We start from the raw sequence: 17,006 nt of genomic DNA, 5'->3' as shown, positions 1-17,006 counted from the left end.
GTCTTTCTGTTATCAGAGATAATCCAAACGATATATATAACAACCTACTCTCTATTTGGTATGGAAATGTTATAAGCAGAAAAAAATAGTTTTAAAATATGCTGTTTCACAAGATTTGAATATTGACTAATAAGCAACAGTAAAAGGATGAGCTATTTGTTTCACTCTTCTCTTATATTTGTAATCTCTATGATATTGTCGTTTATGTTGAGAAGAAATGAACTATTTGTATGACATGTTGATTTATAATGATAATTCATCATTTTGTATTTAGAATAAAAGACCCGAATAGCGCAGGGTTTTCTTATTTTGAATTTATTGATACTGAATCAATTAAAATTACTTGCTTATACATCATAAGAAGGCTGGTATGTGGGTACTATTTAAAAAGGAATAAAAACACTTCTTATGAATGCTTTCAAATGCTATTTGGGACGTTAAGGCATATTATTTCCGTCGACCAGAAAGCAGGTCGGTTTTTATATCTATTTTCCCAGTGAGTCTTGCTTTGTAGACACCATAATTTTCCATGACACGCATCACGTAATTACGTGTTTCTGTATAAGGAATACGTTCAATCCAATCAATGACGTTATCGAGAGATTGTCCTCGAGGATCGCCATAACGTTTTATCCATTCATTGACTCGACGGGGACCCGCATTATAGCCAATAAGAGTTAGTATATAGGATCCATTAAAACGTTCTAATTGTTCATTGAGAAAATGGGCACCTAATGTTGCATTATAATGAGCATCACTGCTAAATTTTTTAGGAGACCATGCGATTGAGTATTTTTTTGCCAGTGCTTTTGCTGTTGTAGGAAGCAATTGGAGTATACCTTGTGCACCTGCTTTTGATATGGCTGTTGGATTAAATTCGCTTTCTTGGCGTGCAATGGCATAGATAAGCGATTTTTCTTCTACAGAAATATTAGCAGAAGCTGGTATAGCTCCCAGAGGATGAGAGAGTGCACCAACATTTTTTCCCTGAAAAGCAGCCATTTTTCCAATTTTGAGGCTGGTATAATAGTCTCCATTTTTTTCTGCCATAACAGCCAGAAGAGCTAATTCACCGGGGCTTTCTATTCTTTTTCCGAGCTCTCTATAAAAAATTTTAGCAAAATCAGCATAGCCGGCTGCTTCAAGACGTTGAATTGCTTTGATCGCTTTTCGTGCACTAAAATGTTGTCGCTCAGCGGTTGTTGGTTTGGGAAAGATAACTTTAAGCTTTTGTTGGTTGAGTCGTGCAGCGGCTAATTGACCATAGTAAGTTGCACCAAAATGAGCTGCACGATGAAAGTATTGCTGGGCATTTTGATGTTCTTTTAGCGTTTCTGCTGTTCGTCCCATCCAGTAATATCCACGTGATGCATAAAAAGGTAAAGAAGAGAGTTGAGGAATACGTGAAAAATGCTGCATTGCTAATTTAGGGTTATGAAGAAACCGTAGTGCATACCATCCTGCATGAAACTCAGCATCGACGGCTAATGCAGATGTTATACCAGTGTGCATTGCAACGAGTTGATAAGCAATTTTTGGTTTGTTTAAATCGAGCATTTCACGAGAAAGGGCGCGTTGTTCTTTCCACAATGAATGAGGGTTCATAAGGCGAAATGCATCGTTTGATGTTTTCATCATGAGTGCTGCGGCTGCATCATATTGCTCTGTTCGTCGAAGATGGCGTATTCGAGCAAACTGAAAAAGAGGATCTTTTTGCCATGATCTCTCTACAGCTTTTAATTTTTGTGTAGCTCTAGGATCATTTTTTTCAACGGCCACAAAAGCATTAAAAAGAGATTGAGCATGGGCTAATTTTGCAACGCGTGCTGCTGAATCAAAACGATGTGCATACAGCATAAACTGCATGCGTTTCAAATGATCAATAGGTTTTAATGCAGCGCTTGCATTTTTAAGAACAAATACTTCTTCTTTTGCACTGAGTTGTGTTTTATGCCACCATGGAGCAATAACGTGTTGAGCACGAGTGGTTTGTCTGGTTTCGATAAGTGCTTTAGCGAAGAGAGCCATCCCTTGTGCTGTTTGGGGCGGGTGATGAGAAAATTTTTGGATGATTGCGCGTGTAACGTTGGTTTCGTTAAGAAAAGCACGTTCAGCATTGCGTTGCATCGTTTCTATACCTGGCCATCCTTTTAGCATGTTGATTGCATTAAATATTTCAGAACTTGGTATATTCGCTTGGTTTGATACCCCCAGCGCCCATGTCAAAATATGACGATCAAGGCTATGTTTTTCCATTGAATTACGAAGATTTATTGTTTTTGCAATATTGTTGTTTGCTAGTGCATCTAGCCCAGCTTTCAGTTGCTGAAGTGTAGCAGTATTGTGTGATGTCGTGTGTATCTGTTGAAGAGGCTCTTGAGCTTCTTTTGTGGTCAAGGGAGTAGGGCGAACCAAAGGGATTGGCGCTTTCCCTTGCAAAAGGGGTGTTTGCGCGTATGCACTTGAAAATAAAATTCTTATTGCCAGTATAAGTGCAGTAAAGGTTGATACGAAAAGAGAGGTGGAGAATACACGCATAGAGAAAAGACCTTGAGACCTTGCTTTTTGTAAAAACTTAAGGATTTATAGAACACAAGCGTGAAAAACGCGTTAATATAGACGGCTTATTTTAAAGAACTGTTCAACATTTAAGGAGGGGCATTTTCATCTTATGAGGGCTTTTTTTGAAATTCATCTTGCTTCAATGATAGAGCAAGATTATGCTCTATTTAAAATTTATAAAAGGCGATTATAAAAAAATAAAAGCAAACATTATAGGGAGTTTATCATGCTCAAGGGAGCTATAACTGCGCTTATCACACCGTTTGATAACAAGGGCGCAATTGATGAGAAGGCGTTTTGTGATTTTGTTGAATGGCAGATCACACAAGGGATTAACGGTGTAAGCCCTGTTGGGACAACAGGTGAATCAGCAACGTTAAGTCATGAAGAACATAAGCGGATTATAGAATTGTGTGTTGAGCAGGTTGCAAAGCGTGTTCCTGTTGTTGCTGGAGCGGGATCAAATAGCACAAGCGAGGCTGTAGAGCTTGCACAATACGCGCAAAAAGCGGGTGCAGATGCAGTTTTGGTTGTCACTCCCTATTATAATAAACCAAATCAATCTGGTTTATACAAGCATTTTTCTTCCATTGCCAAAGCTGTTTCTATTCCGATTATAATTTATAATATTCCTGGTCGTTCTATTATCGATATGGCTGTAGAAACGATGAAAGACCTTTATCAAGATTTTAACAATATCATTGGTGTTAAGGATGCAACGAGCAGAATTGAGCGCGTTAGTGAACAAAGTGAAAAGTGTGGAAAAGATTTTGTGCAGCTTTCCGGTGATGATTGTACGGCGTTAGGTTTTAATGCACATGGAGGTATGGGGTGTATTTCAGTTTCCTCCAATGTTGCTCCGAAGCTTTGTGCAGAACTTCAAGCAGCTTGTTTTCGTGGTGATTATAAAACAGCACGAGAATTAAATGATCGCTTGATGCCTCTTAATCGTGCTGTGTTTATTGAACCTAGTCCAGCAGGTATTAAATATGCTGCTGCAAAATTAGGATTTTGTGGTGATACTGTGCGTTCTCCTATTGTACCATTAACAGAAAGAACAAAGAAGATTATTGATGAAGCCCTCAGTCATGCTGGTCTTTTAAAAGCATAAAATGATATTGACAAAGCCATGAATAAAAAAAAGAACGCGCCCGTACGGAAAATAATTGCTGACAATCGTAAAGCACGTTTTAATTTTGAAATCCTTAATAATCTCGAGGCTGGTCTTGTCCTTCAGGGAGCGGAAGTGAAGTCCTTACGTTCTAATCATGCCAATATTGCTGAAAGCTATGCGAGTTTTGAGAATGGGGAATTATGGTTAGTAAACAGCTATATTCCTGAATATACGCAGGCTAATCGTTTTAATCATGAACCACGACGTTTGCGCAAATTATTACTTTCAAAACGTGAGATGGCACGTTTTTTTAATGCAACGTCTCGTGAAGGAATGACGCTTGTTCCTCTCAAACTTTATTTTAATGAACGAGGGCGCGTTAAGTTGGAGATCGCTCTAGCGCGGGGGAAAAAGCTTCATGATAAGCGCGAAACGGAAAAAAAACGTGATTGGGGACGTGAAAAAGCAAGACTTTTAAAAAGATATGGATGATGGATGCAATTTCGATATTCTTTATTTATAGCACTTTTTAAAACAGTTTTAGCATTGATCTAAGTATGTTTTTGCTGCTTGAAAGATTTGGTGAAACATGGCGTCTGTCAAGCGCCCAGTATTTGTATTATAACGAGAACAGTGATAGCTCGAAAAGATGCGTAATCTGCCGATGTTATTGATTTCACCATGTCCAAAAGGGTGAGATAAAACTTTTGCATTAAGGGCACGTATCGTTGAATGGTGCGCAATGGTGCCTAAGGTAATAACGGCTTTAAGTTTGGGAAGATTTGTTAAAAGAGGTGAGAAGAAATAGCGGCACGTGTTAATTTCTGCACCGGTGGGTTTATTTTCTGGTGGAACGCAACGAACAGAGTTAACGATTGCTGCATCAATAAGTTCAAGAGTATCATCAGCTCTTTCTTCAAAGGTTCCTTGGGCAAAACCAAACTTTTTTAAAGTTGAATAAAGTAAGTGCCCAGCATAATCACCAGTAAATGGACGTCCAGTTCGATTTGCTCCGCGCAATCCAGGAGCAAGCCCAACAATAAGAAGGCGTGTTGTGTCTGGCCCTTTATAAGGAAAGAATGGGCGCACCGGTGCGTTATACCAACTTGGTTCTTTTACACGCCAGCCAGCGATAAATTGATGAAGCCTAGGACATAAATTGCAATTTTGGGGTGGTTCTGGGCAAAGTGATGTTAATTGGCTATTCATGGTGTTAGGCATTAATCGTTTTTCTATTTTTTTGAGTCTTTTATAGCGTATATGACGGGTTATGTTTTGATAAACAATCTATAATGAATATAAATAAACTTTTTTAGAAGAAAGTTTAATATAAACTTATTGCTAATTATTGTGTAAGAGGTCATCTTTCAGTAATTTATTCGATGAATAAGAGTGCAATACACATGATGTTCAAAGAAAAAAAAGTTTTCTCTTTAGATAAAGATATTATCATAAAAAGTATGCGTAAGGCTGCCGTTATTGCAAAGGATTTTAAATAGCTGGTATTCCTTTTAAAAGGATGAATACTCCAGACAAATATTTTGTCAAGAAAGACCGTCCTTTGTTTGAAGTCAATCTATTGGAATGCTTTTAAGAGAAACTTTGATAACGAGCATGAATAGGTTATACATTTTTATAAATTTTCCAAGAATTTTCTTAAATAAGTTCTTTAATCAAAAAATATAAAAGTTTGTGTTGTTTTTCTTGTGTTTTATTTTGATTATTGTATATACTCCTTTATCCGCTATTAAATTTTTTTATTTGAGAAAGAGGCATAAATGGCCCGCGTAACGGTAGAAGATTGTATTGATAAAGTTGACAACCGCTTTGAGTTGGTACTTTTAGCAGGTCATCGGGCGCGTCAGATTTCACAAGGAGCCCAGATTACGGTTGATCGCGATAATGATAAAAATCCAGTTGTTGCTTTGCGTGAAATAGCAGAAGAAACATTGTCGCCTGCTGATTTAAAGGAAGACCTTATTCATTCGCTGCAAAAGCATGTGGAAGTAGATGAGCCAGAAATGGCAAGTGAATTTATTACCCATTCAGGTGAAGCTGAAAGTGTTTTTAATACGTCATCGCAAGAAGAAGGTACTTCATTTGATCATATGTCAGAAGAAGAGCTTTTAGCGGGTATTGAAGGTTTGGTTGTTCCAGAAAAAAGTGACGATTATTAATTGCAGCAATTTATGTTACAGGAGTAAAGATACTTTGTCATGTGAGGAGCAATTATTTTTCGTGTCTTTTATTAATAGGACGTGTTCAATAAAGATTAGGGGTGTGAAAAGATAAAGGATATGCTCGTATGATGCGTCAGTGTGAGCTTGTTGGACGTGTTCAACGTTACAAGTCTGACGTAGATGAGGCTCTTTTAAACAGGGCCTATGATTATGCAATGAAAAAGCATGCGCATCAAAAGCGTGCGTCAGGTGATCTTTATTTTTCTCATCCTTTAGAAGTTGCTGCTATTTTGACAGATATGCGGTTGGACGAGGCAACGATTGCTGTTGCTCTTTTGCATGATACAATTGAAGATACAAGCGCTACACGAGCAGAAATTGATCAGCTTTTTGGTTCTGAAATTGGGAAGTTGGTTGAAGGGCTTACAAAGCTTAATAAGCTTGATCTTGTATCAAAGAAAGCCGTACAGGCAGAAAATCTTCGTAAACTTCTTATTGCTATTTCTGATGATGTTCGTGTTCTTTTAGTCAAACTTGCTGACCGTCTTCATAATATGCGTACCCTTGGTGTTATGCGTGATGATAAACGTCGGCGAATTGCTGAAGAGACGATGGATATCTATGCGCCACTTGCAGGCCGTATGGGTATGCAGGATATGCGTGAGGAATTAGAGGATCTCTCTTTCTTTTATTTAAATCCAGAAGGTTATCGTACGATTACCAATCGACTTTCTGAATTATTGAAACACAACCGTGATTTGCTTTCCACAATTGAAAATGAATTGACAAAACTTTTTTTGGAGCATGGCATTAAAGCAGATGTTAAAAGCCGTCAGAAAAAATCTTATTCAGTCTTTCGCAAAATGGAAAGTAAAGCATTATCTTTTGAACAATTATCGGATATTTTTGGATTTCGTGTGATTGTTGAGTCCGTGAATGATTGTTATCGTGCTCTTGGTGTCATTCATACGACATGGCCAATGGTTCCTGGTCGTTTCAAAGATTATATCTCTATACCAAAGCAAAATGATTATCGTTCTATTCATACAACAATTGTTGGCCCTTCAAGACAACGTGTTGAGTTGCAAATTAGAACGGCTGCTATGGATGAAGTTGCTGAATATGGGGTTGCTGCTCATTCCATATATAAAGAGCGCGGTTCCAATTATTCGACTGTGAAGTTATCAAGTGAAACGAATGCCTATGCATGGTTGCGTCAAACGATACAATCTTTGTCTGATGGAGATAATCCAGAAGAGTTTTTAGAACATACAAAACTTGAGCTTTTTCAAGACCAAGTTTTTTGTTTTACGCCGAAAGGTCGATTAATTGCTTTTCCTAAAGGAGCTACGCCTATTGATTTTGCTTATGCCGTCCATACAGACATCGGTGATTCTTGTGTGGGTGTAAAAATCAATGGTCGTATTATGCCTTTAATGACCAAATTAAAAAATGGTGATGAGGTTGATATTATTCGCTCACACGCTCAAATTCCGCCAGCAGCATGGGAATTTCTTGTTGTCACAGGTAAAGCACGTTCAGCTATTCGACGAGCAAGTCGTGCTGCGGTACGTAAACAATATTCGGGTTTAGGATATCGTATTCTCGAGCGTTCATTTGAATATATGGGAAAGCAATTTTCAAAAGACCTTTTGAAGAAAGTTTTGCCACGTTTAGCACGTAAAGATGTAGAGGATGTATTGGCTGCTGTTGGGCGTGGAGAGCTGTTTTCCGCTGATGTGATTAAAGCGGTTTATCCTGATTATCAAGATCACCGTGTGGTACAAAAGTCATCTTTTAGGCCTGGGGAAGAAGGTTGGTTTAATATTGAAAATGCTCAAGGTATGATTTTTAAAGTTCCAGAAAATGAAAAGAATGCAAAGGTCGAGAATCATCAATCTAAAGCATTGCCTATTAGAGGAACCCATGGAGATATACCCGTACGTTTTTCACCGGAAGGAGCAGTACCTGGAGATCGGATTGTTGGTATTATGCAGCCAGGAGCTGGGATCGTTATTTATCCAATACAGTCTTCAGCTTTGATGGCGTATGATGATCAGCCAGAACGATGGATTGATGTTCGCTGGGATATTGATGCCCAAATGAATGAACGTTTTCCTGCACGGATGAATATTTTGGTTGTAAATAGTCCTGGTTCTTTGGCTGAAATTACACAAATAATTTCTGCTAACGATGCCAATATCCAAAATTTATCTTTTATCCGTACAGCACCAGATTTTACAGAAATTATGATTGATTTGGAAGTGTGGGATTTAAAACATTTGAATCGTATTTTTTCTCAATTAAAAAAGGCAGGTTCAGTAAGTACAGTACGGCGGGTTCATGGATAAAAAGAAAGATTTAGCAATGAATACACAAGATGTCATTGATATTTTTAAACAAGCAAATGCTATTCTAGAAGGGCATTTTATTTTAACATCGGGGCGCCATAGTGCGACTTATATGCAAAAAGCGAAAGTATTCATGCATGCTGACTTGACAGAAAAGTTATGTCGTGGATTGGCTGAAAAAATCAAAAAATCTATCGAGGAAAAAATTGATTATGTTGTTGGGCCCGCAATTGGCGGTCTTATTCCTTCCTATGAAACTTCACGTCACCTTGGTGTTCCTTCTCTTTGGGTAGAGCGTGTAAATGGCATCTTTGAATTGCGTCGTTTTGAAATCAAGAAGGGTGCACGGGTTGTTATTGTTGAAGATATTGTGACAACGGGTCTTTCCATTCGTGAGACTGTTGAAGCGCTTGTTGCAGCAGGAGCAGAGGTATTGGCCAGTGCATGTATTCTTGATCGTTCTGGTGGTAAGGTCAATGTTGGAGTTCCATTGATTGCGCTTGCTGAATACGAGATAACCTCTTATGCTAGTGATGCTCTTCCTGCAGAGCTTTCTGTTCTTCCAGCGATTAAACCAGGCAGTCGAAATATTTAATTGTCTTTCTATTTTTTTTTTTGTGCAAAAGCTTAAAAAGATTAATTTGGATGATATAGGTTATTTCATTATCAAAAGATGTATATTGAGAGTCATATGCTTTTTCGTCGTCGAGAACCAATAGATTTTGTAACGCGTATTCGACTTTGGTTATGGCCACGTCGTTCATTTTCTCGCTCATTTTGCTACATATATAAACGTATTTTGCGTATATCAGCAACACCGCATGAAGTAGCATTAGGGGTTGCTGTTGGCATTTTTTTAGCTTGTTCCCCTTTCTTTGGGCTGCATATTATTTTGGCAATATTTTTTTCTTGGCTTTTGCGTGCAAACTTTGCTGCCGCAATCATTGGGACGATTTTTTCTAATCCACTCACATTTTTATTGATTATCATGGCTGATTATAAAGTAGGGTACTTTTGTTTATCACTTTTTAGCGATGTCAAAGAGATTTCTCTTTCGCAAATTCGTGCTCTATTTAATGGTTTGACATTGTCAAATCTCTCTCTCCTCTTTAAAGGCGCATGGGACACAATTATGAGTCCTATGATTTTAGGTGGAACTCTTTTAGGTATTGTTTTTGGTGGTTTATCTTATATAGGTGTTTACAGAGCAACGGTTCGTTTTAAACAAAAGCGATATCAAAAGATTATAAAAAAAAGGCGTTTAAAGAAGCGTTCATCGCCTGTATTAAAACAGAAATAAATTTGAGAAAGATCGGGTTAATATCTTATGATTATTGGTCTTGGAAATGATCTGGTTGATATACGACGTATTGAGAAAATGTTGGTTCGTTATGGTGAGCGTTTTATCCAACGTATTTTTACGGATATTGAAAAAAATAGATCTGAAAATCTCAAAAAAAGCTCCTCTTCCTATGCAAAAAGATTTGCTGCTAAAGAAGCATGTGCTAAAGCCTTAGGAACGGGAATCGCTTGTGGTATCAATTGGAAAGACATGGGGGTAGTTAATTTGCCATCTGGTAAACCAATAATGCAATTAACAAATCGTGCGCAAATGCAACTTCAAAAGTTATTACCTCCTCATCATGATGCAGTTATTCATCTTAGCATAACAGATGATTTTCCTTGGGCACAGGCATTTATTATTATCGAAGCACTTCCACGTGGATAGATGGCGTGAGAGATTGTGCTTTTGTTATTTGAATATTATGATGAAAAAAAATTATATCTGTGATGAGAAGGCAGTTGGTGATGATCCAAAAAGATAAAGTGCATAAAAAAGAAAAAAAAGGTGGGATTCGTGAATTTATTTCTGTTTTAGTACAGGCTCTGCTTTTAGCAGCGTTTATTCGGACACTTTTTTTCCAGCCGTTTAGTATTCCTTCCGGTTCAATGCGTCCTACTTTGTTGGTGGGAGATTATCTGTTTGTTTCTAAGTATGCATATGGGTATTCTCATTTTTCCATCCCCTTTTCTCCCCCTCTTTTTTCTGGACGGATTTGGGCATCTCAACCTCAACGTGGAGATGTGGTCGTTTTTCGCTTACCAAGTAATCCGAAGATTGATTATATAAAACGCGTTGTTGGGCTACCAGGTGATCGTATACAAGTCCGTCAAAGTGTTCTTTATATTAATGATGAGGCTGTTTCACGTCACTTTATGGGGGAGATTAATAATTCTGATATAACAGAGGTTAACTATCCTGTTGAGGTTTATCGCGAGACAATGCCTAACGGTGTCAGTTATGATACACTTGATTTAGCTTTCATCCCGAAAGTTGATGATACAAAAGTTTTTGAAGTTCCTCAAGGACATTACTTTATGATGGGAGATAACCGCGACAATTCAGATGATAGTCGTTTAGATGTAGGCTATGTTCCAGAAGAAAATCTTATTGGTCGCGCGAGCGTGATTTTCTTTTCTATCAGTAACGGTTCAAGTGCTTGGCAGATTTGGCGCTGGCCATTTGATGTGCGTTGGAAACGTTTGTTTTCTTTCATAAATACGGTTCATGATTTGCCGCTTATCAAGCAAGGAAACAACGATGAAACGTCTCATGATTGATCAGCTTTTCAAGCTGACGGGGCATCGTTTTAAAGATGAAGAGAGGTTAACGAAGGCATTAACACATTCGAGTGTACAAGATTCGGAACAGGGAAATTATGAACGACTAGAGTTTTTAGGGGATCGGGTTTTAGGGCTTTTGATTGCGGAAATGCTGTATCAACTTTTTCCTCAGGCAAGTGAAGGTGAATTATCAGTCCGTTTGAATCATCTTGTCAATGCGCAGACATGTGCTGATATTGCGCGTGAAATGAGGCTTCCTGATATGATTCGTGTTGGTTTTGAGATGAAAAATTTCGAGGGGCGTCGACTTATCAATATGCATGCAGATGTCGTGGAAGCTTTGATTGCCGTGATATATCTCGATGGAGGATTGGAAAGTGTTCGCCCTTTTATTCAAAAATATTGGCAAAGTCGGGCAAAGAAAATGGATGCTGGTCGACGTGATGCCAAGACAGAATTACAAGAATGGGCGCATATCCAAGGCAATGCACAACCACATTATCAGGTTATCAAACGTTCAGGTCCCGATCACGATCCTGTTTTTATGGTAGAGGTCAGTATTTCTGGGTTTGCTTCAGAGATTGGGCAGGGAAGCTCCAAAAGATATGCCGAAAGAATGGCAGCTGAAAAAATTTTGCGACGAGAGGGTGTATGGAAAACAGTGGGAAAAAATGATCATGAGTGACGTTATGAAAACGCGTTCTGGGTTTGTTGTGCTTATTGGGATGCCTAATGCCGGTAAATCGACACTGGTTAATCAATTGGTTGGAACAAAGGTTTCAATTGTAACGCATAAGGTACAAACAACACGAACTTTAATCCGCGGTATTGTCATTCATGATGATGTGCAAATTGTGTTGGTCGATACACCGGGTGTTTTTCGTCCCCATAAGCGCTTAGAACGAGCCATGGTCTCTGCTGCTTGGGGAGGGGCTAAGAGCGCTGATGTTCTACTCGTTTTAATCGACGCTCAAAATGGTCTTTCGGATGAAGTTGATATGATGTTAGATATTGTAAACAATCTGAAACAAGAAAAAGTTCTTGTTCTTAATAAGGTTGATACAGTTGTTAAATCATCTCTTCTAGCGTTAACCACTAAAATAAATGAACGTGTAAAGTTTGCGCAAACATTTATGATTTCTGCTCTAAACGGTTCTGGTTGCAAGGATTTACTTCATGCGTTGAGTAATATGATGCAGGAGGGGCCGTGGTATTATCCGGAAGATCAAATTTCTGATATGCCCATGCGTCATCTTGCTGCTGAAATTACGCGTGAAAAACTTTTTCTTCGTCTTCATGATGAACTTCCTTATTCCTCAACGGTTGAAACAGAAAGCTGGGAAGAGCGTTCAGATGGTTCCGTTAAAATTAATCAAGTTATTTATGTCGAGCGTGAGAGTCAGAAAAAAATTGTCTTAGGAGCAAAAGGCGATACAATTAAAGCGATTGGACAAGCAGCACGTAAAGAACTCATGGAAATTATGGATCAAAAGGTTCATCTTTTTCTCTTTGTGAAAGTGCGCGATAATTGGGATACCGATCCAGAACGTTATCGCGAAATGGGATTGGATTTTTTAAAATAAGATTTTAAAAAAATAATTAAAGTAAAATGAAGTGGAAAGAACAAGCCGTTATTCTTGGTACACGCCAATATGGTGAAACAAGTGTTATTCTTGAGATTATGACACGTGAACATGGTCGTTATATGGGGGTGGTAAAAGGGGGGCGGTCGCGTCGTATGGCAGCTCTTCTTCAACCTGGAAATTTTGTGGAGGCTGAATGGTGGGCTCGTTTAGACGAACATTTGGGACTTTTTCGGCTTGAAGCTCTTGATTTACATGCGGCACGATTAATCTGTCTACCAGAAGCACTTTATGCTTTGCAATTGATAGCTTTTCATTTGCGGCTTCTTCCCGAACGTGATCCGCACCCCATTTTATATGATATTTTACACCTTTTTATGCAGAATTTTGATGAACCATTTGTAAATGCAGAATTGCTTGTACGTTTTGAAATGCGGCTTCTTGAAGAACTTGGTTTTGGTCTTGATTTATCTTGTTGTGCTGCAACAGGTCGTCAGGAAAGGCTTCATTACGTATCACCAAAATCTGGACGGGCTGTCTGTGAAGAAGCAGGGGAACCTTGGAAAAAAAAGCTTCTCATTCTACCACAGTTTCTTGTACAAAGAACGACTCGTCCTGCTGATTTTAGTGACATAATAAATGGTTTTATACTGACGGGTTTTTTTCTTATGCGTCATGTCTGGGAGCCACGAGATATAAAGCAGCCGTCAGTGCGCATGAATATGATACAATTGTTTGAGCGCCAATTTGGTGTGCAGGCATTAATTGGTTGATCTGATGATAATTGAATGGGAAAATGAGAATTTTAAAGACAATTGCTGAAGTCCGCCAATATACTTCAGAGGAACGACGTTTAGGTTTTTCGATTGGTTTTGTTCCAACAATGGGGGCATTGCATGATGGCCATCTTGCATTAGTACAGTATGCAAGAGCAATGTGTGATCGCGTAGTGGTTTCTATTTTTGTCAATCCAAAGCAATTTGGACCTCATGAAGATTTTTCTCAATATCCAAGAGATTTGAAGGGCGATTGTGCTTTGTTAAAAGAAGCAGGTGTTGAATGTGTTTTTGCTCCTTCTGTAGATGAAATGTGGCCACTGGGAAATGATACAATTGTACAAGTGAAAAAATTATCACGTATTTTGATGGGAAAATTACGTCCGGGGCATTTTTGTGGTGTAACAAGCGTTGTTGCTAAACTTTTTAACATTGTCCAACCAGATAAGGCTTTTTTTGGGGAAAAGGATTTTCAACAAATTTTAATTATTCGGCGTATGGTTGAAGATTTGGCTTTTCCTATTGAAATCGTTGGAGTTCCTATTCTACGGGAGTCAGATGGTGTAGCTTGTTCTTCACGCAATCAGCTTTTAACATTAGAAGATCGTAAAGCTGCCAAAATTATTCCTGAAAGTGGAAAAGCTGCTGAAAAGCTTTATCATGAAGGTGAACGGTCGGTTGATAAATTATGCAAAACTGTTCGTGATATTTTACAACAAGAAACGCGTGCAATCATTGAAGCGATAGATTTACGGGATATGGAAACTTTATGCGTGGTTAAAGGAACATTGAATAAACCAGCAGTTTTACTTCTTACTGTCCGCTTTGGTGAGATAAGGCTGATTGATCAATATATATTGCAAGAGAAGAGTGGAAAATGAGTGTACATAAAACCGTAAAGCGTATAACATCTTCCGAAATACGTGCAAGAAAGGGACAACAGCCAATTGTTTCTTTAACAGCTTATCAAGCTTATACTGCGCGGATTGCTGATCCATATTGCGATATCCTTTTGGTTGGTGATAGCGTTGGGATGGTTGTGTATGGGTTTGAGACAACGCTTCCTGTTAATTTAGATATGATGATTTCACACGGGAAAGCCGTGGTGCGTGGATCTCAAAAAGCTCTTGTTGTTATTGATATGCCTTTTGGTTCTTATGAGGAAAGTCCAGAGCAAGCTTTTTTAAATGCATCGCGCATTCTTGCACAAACGGGGTGTGGTGCAGTTAAGCTTGAAGGGGGCGTTTATATAGCCGAAACAGTAGATTTTTTGTGTAAACGTGGCATTCCAGTGATGGGGCATATCGGTCTTACACCCCAAGCAATGAATCGTTTTGGTGGTTTTAAAACACAAGGACGCAAGGAGAATGATTGGCAAAGAATTGAAGCAGATGGAGCAGCGATTGAAGAGGCAGGTGCTTTTGCTGTTGTTTTAGAAGCAATGGTTGAACCTTTAGCGGTGAAACTGACAGATAAGCTTTCTATCCCTACGATCGGTATAGGGGCGTCCAATCAATGTGATGGGCAAGTATTGGTTATGGAAGATATGTTGGGCTATGGTTCTCATGTGCCAAAATTTGTACGCCGTTATGGAGACCTTGAACAAGCCATGGAAACTGCAATAAAGAATTATGCAGAGGATGTTACATCTCGTGCTTTCCCAGCGGATAATGAAGTTTATAAACTAAAATAAACTTCAGTTTAAGATGAAAGGTTTGACAAGAGAACATTTGTTATTTTGATAATGAATGTACATTTTTGATATATTTTGTATGCAATTTGAACTGTGATTTTTTCCATTTCTTTAATGAAGTCACGCCTCTCATGCAAAACAGAACGCCATTGGGTCGCTAATTCACGTGCTTTTTTAAAGAAAGCTTTCTTAAGGTACCCAATCCTATTTCGCGACGGCGTTCGTGAATAGTATAGTGGTAAGTCCCTTATGAAGTGTATAAAATTTATAGAGCACTCCCGTCTTTACGCTTCATAAGAGAGCAAGCCGGCATCATCACGCACTTTGCCAATTTTCAATGTTGCGACAGCGCTTAGCACTTGAGATAGTTCATAAGAGGCATTTTAATTCTTTCTTTAAAAAGTTTTATCTACACGCCAGCCCCACTTGTGGTGTGCAAGAGAATGATTTTGATTGATTCAATATAAACAGATTTGAAATGAGTGAAGCTTACGATATTAGGAGCTCTCATTCAAAATGAAAAAACAATGAATTATTATTATAAGTCAGTGTGATGATTCTGTAATGACAAGGAATCAACAATGCGAAGAGTCTATAATCTTTGGGCATCCAAGTCATTAAAGCGCGTTAAAAATGCGTTTTCAATGTGTTGTGTAGAATAGGGGGATAAATTAAGATCATCGGGTAGAATATTATTGGGAGAGCCAAAATAGCGAAGGGCTTCTTCTGTATTAAATCCAGCAAGCGTAATCGCTTCATAATAGGCAGCAATACGGTCGGCTTGTTTAATTTTTTTTAAAAGTTTTTGAGAAAGATCAACGGGAAGAGAAAAGCGCATGTGGATAGCATCTTGGATGCGTTTTTCAACGCGTTCATATTGTTTTCCTATGACAGCTTTAAAAGGGGAAATCATATCGCCGATGACATATTCTGGAGCATCATGAAGAAGGGCATAAAGACATTCGTTGCTTCCCGATTGTGGAAAAAGTTTTTGAAATATTTGTTCAACCAAAAGTGAATGTTGTGCAACAGAATAGGCATGCTCTCCTCGTGTTTGACCGTTCCAACGTGCCACGCGAGAAAGTCCATGGGCAATATCTTCAATTTCAACATCAAAAGGAGAAGGGTTGAGAAGATCAAGTCGCCTTCCAGAGAGCATTCTTTGCCAAGCGCGGGCTTCTCCATTTTTTAATAATTCAGCTTTAGCCATGAGTGTTTTCTATAGTATTTTCAGGAAAGGTAAAATTCATATTTTCAGCAATGCTTATAGTGACAGGAATGTTTTTTACAGTAAAGGGGATGTTATGATCCATAGCATCTTTGACGTGGTCAATACGCATTAAAGCAAGAGCCTCATTTTCTACACATGTTCCCAAGTAGCCAATAACTTTTGTTTCTGCTTCAATGCTAGATTGAGGGGTTAATTCACACTGGCCTTTTACAATAAAAATACGGCGACGTGCTGCACGGCGGTGGTGCATTCGTGAAACAATTTCTTGTCCAATATAACATCCTTTATTGAATGCAAGTCCATTGATTTGATCGTAATTAATATCATGAGGAAAGACTTTGCCAACTTCATAGTCTTGACCACTTTCCGCAATTGCATAACGGATACGCAATCGATTCCATGTGTCATGATATTCTGAAGTTAAAAAAGGTTTTTTGCTATAGATTCGTATTATTTTTTCTTGTTGTGGGAAGCGTTTATCAACAAAACTTGAATCAAAATTTAAAGAATCTGTTTCATTATTCAAAGAAACTGTAACAAGCTCTTGGAATGGTTGTGTAATTTCTACTTTTTTGCGCAGCTTATAGAGCAACAGACGCTTATGGAGCGTATCAGCTAAAGGCATCCTGATATCAATCAGGTAACCATCTTCTTTTTTTCCGATAAGAAAATCAGCAAGAACCTTTCCTTGTGGGGATAAAAGGGCTCCAGGGAAAAGTTCCTGTGGACTGATTTTTTTTACATCTGTCGTGATCAGGGATTGTAGAAAATCTGTTGCTTCTTCGCCTGTAATTTGAATAAGCCCGCGGTTTTTTAAGCAAATGGCATTTTGTTTTTTAATCATGGTTCTTGCCTTTCTGCTCAAAGTTACATAATCGATAAGTGAGCAAT

At 38.5% G+C, this 17,006-nt stretch carries 17 protein-coding genes; 13 read left to right on the top strand and 4 right to left on the bottom strand.

The features are described 5' to 3' along the window. Positions 1 to 447 precede the first annotated feature (447 nt). Positions 448 to 2,538 carry a lytic transglycosylase domain-containing protein gene (locus ACFILH_RS08455; protein WP_375667646.1) on the bottom strand — a complete coding sequence of 697 codons (2,091 nt, stop codon included), beginning with the start codon at positions 2,536 to 2,538 and terminating at the stop codon, positions 448 to 450. Positions 2,539 to 2,788: 250 nt separating this feature from the next. On the opposite strand from ACFILH_RS08455, the gene dapA reads away from it, so the two are divergent. Continuing rightward, positions 2,789 to 3,673 (top strand): 4-hydroxy-tetrahydrodipicolinate synthase, encoded by an 885-nt coding sequence (gene dapA, locus ACFILH_RS08450; RefSeq protein WP_375630790.1) that lies wholly within the window; start codon positions 2,789 to 2,791, stop codon positions 3,671 to 3,673. An 18-nt stretch (positions 3,674 to 3,691) separates the two neighbouring features. Further along, complete coding sequence (smpB, locus tag ACFILH_RS08445) at positions 3,692 to 4,168, top strand: SsrA-binding protein SmpB (RefSeq protein ID WP_012231306.1); 477 nt, start codon at positions 3,692 to 3,694, stop codon at positions 4,166 to 4,168. Positions 4,169 to 4,216: 48 nt separating this feature from the next. Here smpB and ACFILH_RS08440 read toward each other — a convergent pair whose 3' ends face one another. Next, complete coding sequence (locus ACFILH_RS08440) at positions 4,217 to 4,885, bottom strand: uracil-DNA glycosylase (protein WP_375630891.1); 669 nt, start codon at positions 4,883 to 4,885, stop codon at positions 4,217 to 4,219. Positions 4,886 to 5,454: 569 nt separating this feature from the next. On the opposite strand from ACFILH_RS08440, the gene rpoZ reads away from it, so the two are divergent. The 11 genes from rpoZ to panB all read left to right on the top strand — a co-directional run bounded on the left by rpoZ (position 5,455) and on the right by panB (position 14,884). Continuing rightward, entirely contained in the window at positions 5,455 to 5,853 is a 399-nt protein-coding gene (rpoZ, locus tag ACFILH_RS08435) for a DNA-directed RNA polymerase subunit omega (protein ID WP_273791104.1), read from the top strand. 128 nt (positions 5,854 to 5,981) lie between these two features. Then, entirely contained in the window at positions 5,982 to 8,207 is a 2,226-nt protein-coding gene (locus ACFILH_RS08430; protein ID WP_273791103.1) for a bifunctional (p)ppGpp synthetase/guanosine-3',5'-bis(diphosphate) 3'-pyrophosphohydrolase, read from the top strand. A gap of 16 nt (positions 8,208 to 8,223) precedes the next feature. Beyond that, on the top strand, positions 8,224 to 8,802 hold the full coding sequence (gene pyrE / locus ACFILH_RS08425; protein ID WP_375659955.1) for an orotate phosphoribosyltransferase: 579 nt from the start codon (positions 8,224 to 8,226) through the stop codon (positions 8,800 to 8,802). Between the two features lie 96 nt (positions 8,803 to 8,898). Continuing rightward, on the top strand, positions 8,899 to 9,507 hold the full coding sequence (locus ACFILH_RS08420) for a DUF2062 domain-containing protein (protein WP_375630786.1): 609 nt from the start codon (positions 8,899 to 8,901) through the stop codon (positions 9,505 to 9,507). Positions 9,508 to 9,534: 27 nt separating this feature from the next. Then, the gene (gene acpS / locus ACFILH_RS08415) at positions 9,535 to 9,936 is read left to right on the top strand and encodes a holo-ACP synthase (RefSeq protein ID WP_273791101.1); all 402 of its coding nucleotides are present in this window, start codon (positions 9,535 to 9,537) and stop codon (positions 9,934 to 9,936) included. An 80-nt stretch (positions 9,937 to 10,016) separates the two neighbouring features. Next, complete coding sequence (lepB, locus tag ACFILH_RS08410; protein WP_273791100.1) at positions 10,017 to 10,829, top strand: signal peptidase I; 813 nt, start codon at positions 10,017 to 10,019, stop codon at positions 10,827 to 10,829. After that, positions 10,810 to 11,517 (top strand): ribonuclease III, encoded by a 708-nt coding sequence (gene rnc / locus ACFILH_RS08405; protein ID WP_273791099.1) that lies wholly within the window; start codon positions 10,810 to 10,812, stop codon positions 11,515 to 11,517. The genes lepB and rnc overlap by 20 nt, the downstream gene beginning before the upstream one ends. Next, positions 11,510 to 12,415, top strand: a complete 906-nt coding sequence (era, locus tag ACFILH_RS08400; protein ID WP_273791098.1) for a GTPase Era — start codon at positions 11,510 to 11,512, stop codon at positions 12,413 to 12,415. Before rnc ends, era begins: the two co-directional genes overlap by 8 nt. Positions 12,416 to 12,441: 26 nt before the next feature. Beyond that, a complete protein-coding gene (recO, locus tag ACFILH_RS08395; protein WP_273791097.1) occupies positions 12,442 to 13,188 on the top strand; it encodes a DNA repair protein RecO in 747 nt (248 codons plus the stop codon). Positions 13,189 to 13,211: 23 nt separating this feature from the next. Next, positions 13,212 to 14,072 carry a pantoate--beta-alanine ligase gene (gene panC / locus ACFILH_RS08390; protein WP_375667645.1) on the top strand — a complete coding sequence of 287 codons (861 nt, stop codon included), beginning with the start codon at positions 13,212 to 13,214 and terminating at the stop codon, positions 14,070 to 14,072. Next, entirely contained in the window at positions 14,069 to 14,884 is an 816-nt protein-coding gene (gene panB / locus ACFILH_RS08385) for a 3-methyl-2-oxobutanoate hydroxymethyltransferase (RefSeq protein ID WP_375612945.1), read from the top strand. Before panC ends, panB begins: the two co-directional genes overlap by 4 nt. A gap of 592 nt (positions 14,885 to 15,476) precedes the next feature. On the opposite strand, the gene ACFILH_RS08380 is transcribed toward panB, so the two are convergent. Together ACFILH_RS08380 and ACFILH_RS08375 are read right to left on the bottom strand one after the other, a co-directional pair. Further along, a complete protein-coding gene (locus tag ACFILH_RS08380) occupies positions 15,477 to 16,094 on the bottom strand; it encodes a YfbR-like 5'-deoxynucleotidase (protein ID WP_375630780.1) in 618 nt (205 codons plus the stop codon). After that, on the bottom strand, positions 16,087 to 16,959 hold the full coding sequence (locus ACFILH_RS08375) for a YgfZ/GcvT domain-containing protein (protein WP_375667643.1): 873 nt from the start codon (positions 16,957 to 16,959) through the stop codon (positions 16,087 to 16,089). The genes ACFILH_RS08380 and ACFILH_RS08375 overlap by 8 nt, the downstream gene beginning before the upstream one ends. Positions 16,960 to 17,006: the final 47 nt, after the last annotated feature.

It is taken from the genome of Bartonella sp. CL435QHHD (assembly GCF_042195095.1).
Taxonomy (GTDB): domain Bacteria; phylum Pseudomonadota; class Alphaproteobacteria; order Rhizobiales; family Rhizobiaceae; genus Bartonella.
This window is presented reverse-complemented; position numbering and strand designations above follow the sequence as displayed.